The 11223-nt window shown below is 58.9% G+C and carries 14 protein-coding genes and 1 riboswitch; of the genes, 5 read left to right on the forward strand and 9 right to left on the reverse strand.

Translation table 11 applies throughout. From position 1 onward, the window contains the following. From BA066_04520 to BA066_04560, 9 genes are all read right to left on the reverse strand, one after another. The coding region (locus BA066_04520; protein RDD53409.1) for a hypothetical protein at nt 1–344 on the reverse strand (344 nt) is incomplete at its 3' end. Between the two features lie 79 nt (nt 345–423). Further along, nucleotides 424–1122 carry a carotenoid biosynthesis protein gene (locus tag BA066_04525; protein RDD53410.1) on the reverse strand — a complete coding sequence of 233 codons (699 nt, stop codon included), beginning with the start codon at nt 1120–1122 and terminating at the stop codon, nt 424–426. 103 nt (nt 1123–1225) lie between these two features. After that, nucleotides 1226–1792 (reverse strand): hypothetical protein, encoded by a 567-nt coding sequence (locus BA066_04530; protein RDD53411.1) that lies wholly within the window; start codon nt 1790–1792, stop codon nt 1226–1228. Next, on the reverse strand, nt 1764–2261 hold the full coding sequence (thiW, locus tag BA066_04535; GenBank protein RDD53420.1) for an energy coupling factor transporter S component ThiW: 498 nt from the start codon (nt 2259–2261) through the stop codon (nt 1764–1766). The genes BA066_04530 and thiW overlap by 29 nt, the downstream gene beginning before the upstream one ends. An 8-nt stretch (nt 2262–2269) precedes the next feature. Next, entirely contained in the window at nt 2270–3622 is a 1353-nt protein-coding gene (locus BA066_04540; protein ID RDD53412.1) for a bifunctional hydroxymethylpyrimidine kinase/phosphomethylpyrimidine kinase, read from the reverse strand. Then, on the reverse strand, nt 3603–4874 hold the full coding sequence (locus tag BA066_04545) for a putative hydroxymethylpyrimidine transporter CytX (GenBank protein ID RDD53421.1): 1272 nt from the start codon (nt 4872–4874) through the stop codon (nt 3603–3605). The genes BA066_04540 and BA066_04545 overlap by 20 nt, the downstream gene beginning before the upstream one ends. Before the next feature lie 39 nt (nt 4875–4913). After that, nucleotides 4914–5027, reverse strand: a riboswitch (TPP riboswitch). A gap of 106 nt (nt 5028–5133) precedes the next feature. Beyond that, a complete protein-coding gene (locus BA066_04550) occupies nt 5134–5811 on the reverse strand; it encodes a cysteine synthase family protein (GenBank protein RDD53413.1) in 678 nt (225 codons plus the stop codon). Between the two features lie 30 nt (nt 5812–5841). Further along, nucleotides 5842–7008 carry a transposase gene (locus tag BA066_04555; GenBank protein RDD53414.1) on the reverse strand — a complete coding sequence of 389 codons (1167 nt, stop codon included), beginning with the start codon at nt 7006–7008 and terminating at the stop codon, nt 5842–5844. Further along, nucleotides 6995–7603 (reverse strand): IS607 family transposase, encoded by a 609-nt coding sequence (locus tag BA066_04560; GenBank protein ID RDD53415.1) that lies wholly within the window; start codon nt 7601–7603, stop codon nt 6995–6997. Before BA066_04560 ends, BA066_04555 begins: the two co-directional genes overlap by 14 nt. A 360-nt stretch (nt 7604–7963) precedes the next feature. Here BA066_04560 and BA066_04565 point away from each other — a divergent pair, with 360 nt between their 5' ends. The 5 genes from BA066_04565 to BA066_04585 all read left to right on the forward strand — a co-directional run. Then, nucleotides 7964–8302, forward strand: a complete 339-nt coding sequence (locus BA066_04565; protein ID RDD53416.1) for a cupin domain-containing protein — start codon at nt 7964–7966, stop codon at nt 8300–8302. 79 nt (nt 8303–8381) lie between these two features. Further along, a complete protein-coding gene (locus BA066_04570; protein RDD53417.1) occupies nt 8382–9482 on the forward strand; it encodes an aminopeptidase P family protein in 1101 nt (366 codons plus the stop codon). Between the two features lie 109 nt (nt 9483–9591). Then, entirely contained in the window at nt 9592–10194 is a 603-nt protein-coding gene (locus BA066_04575; GenBank protein RDD53422.1) for a DUF1847 domain-containing protein, read from the forward strand. Nucleotides 10195–10315: 121 nt separating this feature from the next. Further along, on the forward strand, nt 10316–10960 hold the full coding sequence (locus BA066_04580) for a DUF4013 domain-containing protein (protein ID RDD53418.1): 645 nt from the start codon (nt 10316–10318) through the stop codon (nt 10958–10960). Nucleotides 10961–11011: 51 nt separating this feature from the next. Then, nucleotides 11012–11223, forward strand: a 212-nt coding sequence (locus tag BA066_04585; protein RDD53419.1) for a TIGR00266 family protein, incomplete at its 3' end; no start/stop codon positions are given.

Below are 11223 nucleotides of genomic sequence, written 5' to 3' on the forward strand. Positions count from 1 at the left end.
CTCTCGGAGATCTCCCTGAGCTCAGCTATGCCCTTTGCGTTCTCGCTCGTGAGCATGGCAAGCTCAGCTATGCTCCTGGAGTTCCTCTCGGAGATCTCCCTGAGCTCAGCTATGCCCTTTGCGTTCTCGCTCGTGAGCATGGCAAGCTCAGCTATGCTCCTGGAGTTCCTCTCGGAGCTGCCAACTAGCTCACTCAAGCCTCCCATGAGCCTGTTAACGCTCTCCGTGAGCTTACTCAAGGCATCGAGGATCGGCTTTATCGTCTCTATGAACACTATCCTGGCGGCCTCCTCAAAAGCGCCCGCCCTCATGGCCTCACTGAATGCCCTCACGAGCTCCTCCATTCCGCTCTAGATCCCATGCCCCGATGCGTTAATAAATGTGAGCTCCGAGGCGGTGGCGCTCCCAGATGGGGGGCATGCCTCACCTCAGGAGCGGCAGTAGCGCCAGGGAGAACGCCAGATAGGCAGGCAGGGTTGATGCCGGGCCCGAGCTCATCAGGATCACCAGGTAGCTGCTGAGGTAAGGGATGTAGGCCTGATGGGGAAGCCTGACGTTTAGATCCCTTCCCCCGCTTATCAGGGCGTAAAGCGCCATCGAGAGAATCGAGACCAGGAACCATCCCGCGTAGTTCGTCAGGGGCACCCCGAACCACTCACCGCCGGCATTCCACTTCCAGAGGCCCCGCTCCACCATCACGGGATCCAGGGCGAGATCTAGGAGCACCATGAGGAGGGAGGCCGAGAGGAGCTTCATCCTCCCAGAGGTCAGGTGGGAGGCTGCGAGGTAGCAGGTGTACGCGTAGACCCCCCAGGCCACGATCACCGGCACGGGGACCCCTTGCAGGGCGAACCCCCGGAGCCTCAGGTAGGAGTAGCTGCCGAAGGGGAGGGCGAAGTTCAGGCCGATGTACTCGAAGGAGAAACCGATAGCCGAGGCCAAGAGGGGAAGCAGGGGGATCAGCCTCATCCTTGAGCTCATAAGGGCGACTGATACCACGAACAGCAGGAGCATGGAGAGGTCAGCCACTCCCCTACCCAGATCGGCCAGTAGGGCGTTGATTATGTAAGCCAGCGTGAGTGAGACCAGGGATAGCCTGGTGCGAGCTTCGAGCGATGGCATGCGCCTTGGCCCGCGCTCAGATTAATATGAGTTTAAGCTCCTCCGGACCCCGCGAGGTGGCATGCTGCGGCCTCACAGCGGCAGGGCTGGGGAGCATCGAAGATCAAGGAGAAAGCTTGAGTATGACATCCACCCTTCTCATGAGCTCCTCGATGAGGAGCCTCTCCCTCTCATTAAGCCCGCTCCCCTTATCGTCGAAGTCCCCCCTCCCGTAGTGGGCGTTCCCCAGGAAGGTCTCGACCGAGCCCATGCACTCGAGGATGAGGCCGAGGTCGCCCGCGTGGAGGTAGATCGTCATATCGTTCATCACGAGAATCTTAGTGGGATTCTCGAGAAAATTGAGGAGGATAGGTCTTATATATTCCTCGTTCTCTCTGGCTAGCCTCAGCACCTCCTCGGCATCCCTCCCCTCGAGCCTGGGGGCTCGGACGCTAGCGGGCCTTAGGTACCTCAGCCCCTCCGGGAAGCCCAGATAAGCTCTCAGGCTGAGTCCCAGGCCTCCCCTCTCGGGGGCCAGATCTATGACCGTGATCTCCCCTGCGCCGACCAGCCCCATGAACCCCCTCAGGATCTCAGCGGTCAGTCTGGTCTTCCCGCTTCTCACCCTCCCCACTATCAGCGTCCTCTTCCCGAGGAGGAGCTCAGGAGATGGTATCCTGAGAGATCCCAATCCTCCTCAACCCCTCCAGGATGAAGTAGCCGGCCAGGCAGCCGGGGACTGAGCTCATGGCCCAGGAGGTCCAGGTGGCCAGGAGCAGGACGGACCTCCCGATCAGCGGGGCGACTATGTAAGTAGCTATCGTTCCCCCTATCAGCACGGTGCCCACAGGCTCGGTCAGGGCCGCCAGCTCCCTCCTCACCCCTGCCCTGCCTAAGAGCCAGGAGGAGAGGCCAACCACGATGGCCCCGGGTACGCCGCCGGGGTAGGCGAAGACCGTTCCAGTTCCCAGCGCTATCCTTATCGTGCCCACGATCACCGCTGCGAGGGCGGCCCACCAGGGACCCAGCAGCACGCCGGCTATCGCGTTTATCATGTGCTGCCCGGGGTAAACCCTGAAGACGAGCACGGGGAAGGAGAGGAGAGGGGAGATCAGAACCCCTAAGGCTGAGAAGACGCCGGTGAGGACCGCTTTCCTCATGGAGATCCTCAAGATGACACCTCCCTCACTATCTCCGCCAGTGAGACGGCATCCCTCCCTATGAGGACGATCATGGGCTCCTTCCCCCAGTCCCCCGTGTGGAACACCACGTCGGGGAGGCGCCCTATCCTCTCCACGGCCACCCTCATCCCCCAGGGCACGGTCGCCCCCTCCCTGGCCTTAACCTCAGGGGGCTCCTCCCTCCTGTCGTACCAGGAGATCCTCAGGCCCATCTCCCTCAGCCTGTCCAGCGTCTCATCGCTGTAAGCTATGTTGAGGGCCGCCCTGACGCTGGGATCGTAGCCCCTGGCAGTGAGTATGTAGCCAGCCAGGTGCCTGCTCGCCCCGAACTCCGGGTGGGCCGAGGCCCTGAGTCTCCTCCCCACGAGGCGGATCCTCCCGGGGACCGCAGCCACATCCTCTGGACCATCGGCGTATGGTAGGCTCATGGCCACGTTCATCCCAACCTCCGGGGCTATCCTCCTGGCGTCCTCTATGCTCTCAAGCACCCTCACGGCCTCGGCCACCCTAACCACGGTGCTGTACCTCTCGGACTCCTTGTAAAGCTGGGCCATCGGGTTCAGTGGCCCGTGGCCCCCGCCCACGGGTATCCCGTACCTTATCGCCTCGGTGACCAGGAGCTTGGCCGTCCTGAAGGCATCCCTTATGCTCCTACCCTTAGCAAGCTCCGCGGCTATTGCTGCTGAGAAGGAGCAGCCAGTGCCGTGAGTGTTCCTGCTCTCGATCCTCGGGGCCCTGAGCTCCGTGAACTCGCCGTCATAAAGCAGATCGACGCTCTCATCGCTCTCAATGTGTCCTCCCTTCACTATAACTGCCTGGGGACCGAGCTCGGCTATCAGCCTGGCGGCCCTCCTCGCGTCCTCCAGGCTCCTCACCTCGATGCCTGAGATTACCTCGGCCTCCCTCGCGTTAGGCGTCACCACCTTGGCCAGGGGGAGGAGCTCCTCCACTAGCGACCTCACGGCCTCCTTCCTCAGCAGGGGGGCTCCGCTCTTCGCTATCATGACCGGATCCACAACAAGGGGGAAGCGATGCCTCCTAACCTCCTCAGCGACGGCCTCTATTATCTCTGAGGTGTGAAGCATCCCCGTCTTGGCGGCATCCACGCCGATGTCACTAACCACAGCCTCTATCTGCGCCTTTATGACATCTACGCTCACATCCTGAATGGCTGTGACCTCCTTGGTGTTCTGGGCCGTTATGGAAGTTAGGGCAACTGTTCCATGAACTCCCAGGGCGGCGAACGTCTTCAGATCTGCCTGAATACCGGCTCCGCCACCAGAGTCACTCCCAGCTATTGTGAGAGCTACCGGAACCCTCTTAAGGTCTATCCAGACCAAGCTTCCACCTCCCCATGAGGTACTGGGCGATGAGGGAGACGAGGAAGGAGGGTATGCTGGCTCCCAGCTCGGGGATCCGGAGGGCGATCGCGAAGTAAGTGAGCAGGCCCAGGATCCAGGACGCTATTGACCTGGCAACAAGCCTGGGGGCTCTCTCGTAGAACTCCTCCAAGCTCAGGTCGGCCCTCCTCACGAGGAAGAATTCTGAGATGACGACCCCGAAGAGGGGGATGAAGGAGGCCCCTATCATGAGGAGGAACCACTCGTAGTTAGCTAGAGGCACCCAGTAGGCCAGGAGGGCGGATATCACCATGACCACCAGGATTATCTTCCACTGCCTCAGCCTCGGGAAGGCGTTCTGGAGAGAGATCGCTGAGGAGTAGACGTCTGCGTAGGCGTTGTCTGTCTCATCCACGAGTATCGCCACGAGAGCAACGCCACCGAGGTAAAGTCCTAGTATGGAGGCCGAAACGAATGCCTGTCCGGATATTGCCGCCAGAACGGCCCCAAGGAAGTAGAACCATGTGTTGGCCACCGTATAGCCTACCAGGGTTCCAAGAAAACCGGATCTGACGCTGGAGCTGAACCTGTTGTAATCGGAGACGAGGGGCATCCAGGAGATGGGCATCGCTATGACCAGGTCGAGAGCTAGGGTGAGGGGCATCTCCCCCGTGCCCGTGGGGCCGAGCTCCCGGTTGAGGGCCTGATATGTTATCCACAAGGTCGACGCCATGACGAGCCAGACGGCGAACCTCTCTATCCACTTCCTGACGAAAGCCAGGGGCCCTCCCAGGGCAAGTCCCAGCACCACGAGGGAGAAGAACAGGAGCCACAGGGCCCTGAGGTCCTCCCCACCCCATATCAGCGAGGCGGAGTCCATCATGACCTTGAGCTCGAAGGCGGTCCATCCGACGAGCTGGAGGAAGTTCAGGAAGGTGGCCAGGTAGGAGCCGTATGTGCCGAAGATAGGCCTCAGAGAGACCATCGTGGGGACCCCGTACTTGGACCCCAGGATGCCGGCCAGGGCCAGGAGCAGGCTCCCCACCAGGGAGCCAGCTAAGGATACTAGGAGGGCCTGCCCTATGGTGAGGGAGGGCATCAGGAGAGCCCCCGCCTGCAGGACCAGCAGGCCAACCCCCAGGCTGAACCAGAGGAAGAAGAAATCTATCCCCCTGAGTATCCTCACCTCCTCCCTGACGGGCTCAACCCCCCACTCCGGAGGGGCCCTCAGGAGACCTCTTCCCTCTCTCATGCTTCCCCTCCCGAAGACGCCGGGAGGGAGGGGGCCAGCATAAGGAGAAGGGCGCTCTCCCTACGCCGGCATTACCCGGATCAGGTTCTAGGGGTCGGCAGCACGCAAGCTGCCCTCTCAGCCGGGTTTACCCCAGCTCCCCCGGCGCCCTCGCGCCTAAGCGCAGTTATCACTTAAAAAACTTTTCCAAATGTGGGGAGTGGTGCGCCGCGGAGCCTTGAGATTATGAGACCCAAAGGAGAACTTTGATAGCAGATCCTCAGATCCTCACGACTTCACCGCTCCTCCTGGCCTCCAGCACCTTCTCCACGACCCTCTCATCATAGTGGGGTGGGCCACTCACGTACTTGAACCCAAGATCCGGGAGCACGGCAACTATGAGCCCACTATCGATCTCCTCGGCCACCTTAGCGGCCGCATACATGACTGTACCGGAAGATTGGCCTGCAAATATGCCCTCCTGCCTCGTCAACATGAGCGCCCACTCGTAAGCCGTCTGGGTGCTCACCTCTATCCTCCTGTCGATGATGGACTCATCGTATATTCCCGGGACGATCGCCTCCCTCAGGCTCTTCAGCCCCTGTATCCTGTGTCCCACCTCGGGCTCCGCGGCTATCACCTCGATCTTGGGGTTCCTCTCCTTCAGGTACCTCCCCGCCCCCATCAGGGTCCCGCTGGTCCCCAGACCAGCCACCACGTGGGTCACCCTCCCATCGGTGTCATGCCATATCTCGGGTCCGGTCGTCTCGTAGTGGGCCCTCGGATTGGCCGGATTGTCGAACTGATTGGGCATGAAGTAGGCCTCGGGATCACTCTCATAGAGCCTCCTGGCCTCCAGTATGGCCCCGTCGGTCCCCCTTTCCGGGGGAGTGAGTATGACATCCGCACCATAGGCCTTCAGTATCAGGACCCTCTCCAGGCTCACGCTGGCAGGCATCACCAGCAGGGGTTCACGGTTGCTGGACTTTCATAGAAAATGTGGGCTTTTGTCCAACAACCGTTTGGGCATCATCACCGTAGCTCCGCCCCTTTCGGGGGAACCCCTGACGCCCCACATCTGAAGGTTGAGGGCCGCAGCTTCATCCCTATCTATGACGAGGCCGCAGCCCTCACAACGCATGAGCCTGCCCCGATAGGCCTTCAGAGGCGCTGAACACACGGGGCAGGTTCTGGAGGAGTATGTAGGGTTCACGAACCTGACTGGTAAGCCCAACCACCTAGCCTTGTAGGCCAGCATGAACTGAAATGTGCGGGCGTCCCACTTGCTCAGTCTGCGCCTGACCTTCCTGCTCGCTCTCTTGGTAGTCCTCTCCTTTATTCCTTTCAGGTTCTCCAGGATGATCCCGTAGTTGAGGGAGGTCAGCTCCCTTACTATGGTGGTGGTCAGTTTGTGAAGGAGGTCATTAGCCCTGTTCCTCTCCCTTTTGCTATACTTGGCCATGAGCCTCCTTGAGCGCTTGGGGTGGGTCTTCCTCAGCGACTGTATTCTGCGGCGCTTCAGCTCGTAGACCGTGTGGATGTGGTAAAGCTCCCTGAGGTCGTACCTGATCAATCCGTGGCCGTCCCTCGCCTCAGTTACGTTCACCTCATTCACGTCGAAAGCTGACCAGCCATTAGGCTCTTTCGGCTTTGAGGAGCGCTTGAACGTGATGTAGAGCCTGTTGTCGGTCATGAGCAAGCCGCCGATGGAGTCGTAGTCTTTGGGCAGGTAGCCGAACCTCGACAGGTCCACCTCCAGGTAGCGCTCCCTGGCCACTATCCTGATGATCAGCCTATCGCCCTTAACCCTGAACAGCGTGCTCTTTATGTAAACAATTCTCCTCGTGATTTCAGGTTTCTTCTTCGCCTTTCCCCTGTTGTGGAGCTTTATCCAGCCCTTCACCAAGCCTATGGCCGAGTTTATGGCTGAGTCAACGTAGTGGCTGACGTAGGGCCAGCCCTTCAGTAGTTGATTCCTTATCTCGCGCCTCTCCTCGGCCTTCAGCCGGAGCCTAGCCTTGCCCTTGGAGCTGTAGGATACGTAACCCATAACCATCTCCAGCGCCTTGCGCTTGACCTCCAGGTAAGCGTCTATGAGGTCTCTGGGCGCCTCTATTGGCACGGCGTAGCTCTTGAGAGCCTCACCCTGAGACAATCCGCCTCACCCCTTGAACTAGCCTCCTGTACTTGTGAGACCTCCTGCCGTAGAGCCTGCCAGCGAAGTGAGCCACTATCGCTATGAGATCCTCCACCAGCTCCTCCTTTGGTGTCCTCTCCCTCTCGCTGATCATCTCTATCTCTGTCCCGAAAACTTGAAACAGCCTCCTAAGCGTCGAGAAGCCGAACCTAGTCAGCCTGTCCGGGTAAGTGACTATCACCCTGTTAACTTCACGCCCAGACACCATATCTAGCAGCTTCAGGTATCCTTTGCGCCGCTCATTCAAGCCCGAACCTATGTCTGCGATCACCTCGGCCAGTTTGTAGCCCCGTTGGTCTGCGTATTCCCTTATAGCACGAACCTGCCTCTCCAAATCGTCTTTTTGTGATCTTGAGGAGACTCTAGCATATCCCACTACGATCCGCTCTTCACTCAGACCGAGTATCCTCCTTATCTCCGAATCTGGAACTCTCCTCTTACCGCCAGGAGTTCTAACGCACCCGATTTTCCCCGCTTTATCCCATCGCTGGATCGTCCTGACCGAAACGCCTAGAATCTTGGCCGCTTCCCTCATTGTGTAGTGTCGTTCCATGACAACCTATGTGTATTTCTATCTACTAAATATTTAACAGTTTCGTACGGCATGTTGAATACTTGGAAGGGGAGCACCCGATCCCGCTGTCAGCGTTGAATGCGCACCCCCCTGAGGGGGAGTCCCCGCGACCGCATCACCCGGATCGGGTTCTAGGGGTCGGGTGCACATGTTCTAGTTCTCCCTGAGACCCTCGGAGCGGGTTCCTGGGACACGAAAGGGCGTTTCGGCTCGAGGTATAGATTAAAAAATTTTTAATATAGAGGTGGATGCGCACGGGGGCGAGATAAACCCCGAGACGCTGGAGGTGGATCCAGAGACCACCGAGAGGCTCAGGAGGGAGATGAAAGGGAGGCGTTGATGGTGAGCTTGAGGAGAATAAACTTATCGGATGAGTTCTGGCGAGGCGTGAAGGATCACGTGCTGGAGCTGCTGACTGGTGACATACTGCAGTCGGGGGTTGCCGTGGTGAGGCCCGGGGAGAGGTATCCTCCCCAGGGCTTCAGCTCGCATCCCGAGAGCGATGAGCTATCCTTCATGATATCCGGCACGTTGAGGTTCTGCACGGATAGGGAGGAGCTGATCCTGAGGCCCGGGGATCTCCTCCTGAACCCGAAGGGAACGCCCCACTACATAGAGAACATAGGGAATGAGGAAGTGAGGGTTCTCTGGGTCCTAGCGCCGAAGATAAGGATCTGAGGCTCTCCAGGTTTCTCATGAGCTGAGGATGACCATCCCCCTTTATATTTTTCCATGGGCACGGCCTCCGGTGGCCACGATGGTTGCCAGATTCAGGGAGAGGTTGAGCAGGCTGGCCGATCTGATGAGGGAATCTGATATCTCAGGGGCGATAGTATCCCCGGGATCGAACCTCCTTTACCTCACCGGTCTGTCGCCGGCCGCCACGCTCGAGAGGCTCTTCACGCTCCTAGTCTCCTCGGAGGGTGAGGTCTCCCTTCTGGCACCTAAGCTCTATGAGAACGAGCTGAGGGGGACCTGGATAGAGGACGTGAGGATATGGAGCGATTCCGAGGATCCTTATGAGATGATGAGGGAGATCATCGAGAGGATGTTCGGGAGAGCCGGAAGCATAGCGGTGGATGATCAGATGCAGGCCGTCCACCTACTCAGGCTCTACGGATTCCTCAGGAAATATGACCTGAGGCCCCTGAGCCAGCTGATCTCGAGGCTCAGGATGGTGAAGGACGAGGAGGAACTGAGGCTTATGAGGGAGGCCTCGAGGATGGCGGATGAAACCATCGAGAGGCTGATGAGTGAGGACCTGAGGGGAAGGAGGGAGAGGGAGGTGGTGAGGATGATAGAGAGCCTCCTGATGGAGCTGGGAGCCGATAGGTCCTTCGATGCGATAGTGGCCTCGGGGCCCAACGGAGCGAACCCCCATCACACGCCAGGCGAGAGGAGGATCTCCGAGGGCGACGTCCTGATAATAGACTTCGGGGCCAGGTACAGGGGCTACTGCTCGGATATAACGAGGACCTTCTCGATAGGGAGACCATCCGAGAGGCTCATCGAGGTCTATGAGGTGGTGAGGGAGGCCCAGGAGAGGGCCTTCCAATCCGTCAGGGAGGGCGCATTGGCTGGGGAGGTGGATGCCGCTGCCAGGGGATTCATAGCGAGCAGGGGGTACGGGGAGCGCTTCACCCACAGGACGGGCCACGGCCTAGGCCTCGACATTCATGAGGAGCCTTACATAGCCCCTAACAGCGGGACTGAGCTGAGGGAGGGGATGGTGTTCACGATAGAGCCAGGGATCTACCTTGAGGGCTCCTTCGGGGTAAGGATAGAGGACGACGTGGCGATCGTCGGGGGGAGGGGAGAGAGGCTGACCAGGACCACGAGGGAGCTTATTAGGCTCTGAGGAATAGGACCTTCCCCTTAAGAGATGAGGATTTTATTTCTCTTTCCCAGTGATCTTTTGGGGGTCTTTGATGAATAAGAGGGATCATCCCCTGAGGTGCGCTCTCTGCATGGTGAAGAACTGCTACTCCAACCCCTCCGAGGTGCCCGCTTCCTGCCCCATCAACACGCACCCCGACGCAATAGCGAGGGCGATGAGGGGGTATGAGAGGGATGACGTCAGGAGGATGCACCTAGCAGCCTCCAAGATAGAGAAGGAGGGCTACTGCCTCTGGCCCAGGCTCAGGGAGGTGGCTGAGTTCGCCGGAAGGTTGGGTCTCAGCAGGATAGGGATCGCCTTCTGCATAGGGCTCAGCGAGGAGGCGAGGAAGGTTCACGAGTACCTGGAGAGCAGGGGCTTCGAGGTGCACTCCGTGTGCTGCAAATGCGGGGGCATCGATAAGAGCTTGATGGGACTGAGCGAGGACGATAAGCTCGAGCCCGGGACCCATGAGTCCATCTGCAACCCGCTGGTTCAGGCCGAGCTCCTGAATGACATCGGCACCCAGCTGAACGTGATAATCGGATTGTGCGTCGGCCACGACACGCTCTTCATCATGCGATCGAGGGCCCCTGTCACCTACCTCATCGCGAAGGATAGGGTGACGGGTCATAACCCCGCTGCGGCGATATACGCGCTGGATTACTTCAGGGAGAGGCTGGGGATGCCGTGAGAGATCCCCCGCTGATCTAGATCCCCTCGCCGGCAGTCGGGATCATAATGTAAAAATTCAACACATATGATGTTTAGAAACTTTTATATAGAACTGGGATTGGGTGAAAGAGGGTGTTCTCATGGAGCTGGGAGAGAACCTGAACAGAGCGGCCTCCTTCACGGGCAAGCTGTTCAGCGATGTGGGCAACCTGATCCTCCTGATAGCGGTCAACCTCATACCGGTGGTGAACATAATCTTCTTGGGTTACACGGCCAAGATAATCAGGGAGGATCCGGAGGAGCCACCGAAACTATCCGATTACGGGAAACTGTTCGTGGATGGTCTGCTGGTGCTGGCAGCTGTCCTGGTGTACGCGATAATTCCCGCGATAATAATTATCATCGGGGCCCTGGCCTCGATGCCTTTCTACCTTCACGCGCCCTTCGTCCCGCTCTTCCCCCTTCAGCTCTCAGCCCTCTCGGTGATCGGCCTCGTGCTCCTGTTCATATCCATGATAATCGGCGTCATGGCCGTGGGCAACATGGTGAGGACGGGGGACTTCTCAAAGATATTCGCCTTCAGCGAGAACTGGCAGCTGATAGGGAGGGTTGGTCTCGCGAACTACCTCGTGTGGCTATTTGTGATGTTCGTGGTGTTTCTGATAGCCGCGGCTGTGGGCAGCCTCATACCCTGGGTGGGTGGCGCTATATTCGGGGTCTTCTCCTCCATCTTCTTCGGGAAGTCCCTTGCCCTCATCCTGAATGAGGTGAAGGCCCCCTCCTGATCCCCCTCTCATTAATCTTAATCATTTTTAAGGGGAACTTCGGGGGATTGCATGAGATACGAGATCACCTCCAGGCCCAGCTACAGCCTCCTCAAGTTGAGCCTGAGTCCAGGGGAGAGCGTCACGGCCGAGGCAGGCGCGCTCATATTCATGAGCCCCGACTTCGAGGTCCAGACCGGAGCATACGGGGGAGTCTTTAGATCCCTGAAGAGGGCTCTCCTTGGCGGGGAATCGATATTCCTCAACACGTTCAGGGCCTTGAG

The sequence above is a fragment of the Candidatus Korarchaeota archaeon NZ13-K genome, assembly GCA_003344655.1.
Classification (GTDB): domain Archaea; phylum Korarchaeota; class Korarchaeia; order Korarchaeales; family Korarchaeaceae; genus Korarchaeum.

Excerpts from the sequence above, each read along its gene's own strand:
- BA066_04525 (RDD53410.1), bottom strand. The coding sequence starts at position 1,122 with ATGCCATCGCTCGAAGCTCGCACCAGGCTATCCCTGGTCTCACTCACG.
- thiW (RDD53420.1), bottom strand. The coding sequence starts at position 2,261 with ATGAGGAAAGCGGTCCTCACCGGCGTCTTCTCAGCCTTAGGGGTTCTG.
- BA066_04545 (RDD53421.1), bottom strand. The coding sequence starts at position 4,874 with ATGAGAGAGGGAAGAGGTCTCCTGAGGGCCCCTCCGGAGTGGGGGGTT.
- BA066_04550 (RDD53413.1), bottom strand. The coding sequence starts at position 5,811 with ATGCCTGCCAGCGTGAGCCTGGAGAGGGTCCTGATACTGAAGGCCTAT.
- BA066_04560 (RDD53415.1), bottom strand. The coding sequence starts at position 7,603 with ATGGAACGACACTACACAATGAGGGAAGCGGCCAAGATTCTAGGCGTT.
- BA066_04565 (RDD53416.1), top strand. The coding sequence starts at position 7,964 with ATGGTGAGCTTGAGGAGAATAAACTTATCGGATGAGTTCTGGCGAGGC.
- BA066_04570 (RDD53417.1), top strand. The coding sequence starts at position 8,382 with ATGGTTGCCAGATTCAGGGAGAGGTTGAGCAGGCTGGCCGATCTGATG.
- BA066_04575 (RDD53422.1), top strand. The coding sequence starts at position 9,592 with ATGGTGAAGAACTGCTACTCCAACCCCTCCGAGGTGCCCGCTTCCTGC.
- BA066_04580 (RDD53418.1), top strand. The coding sequence starts at position 10,316 with ATGGAGCTGGGAGAGAACCTGAACAGAGCGGCCTCCTTCACGGGCAAG.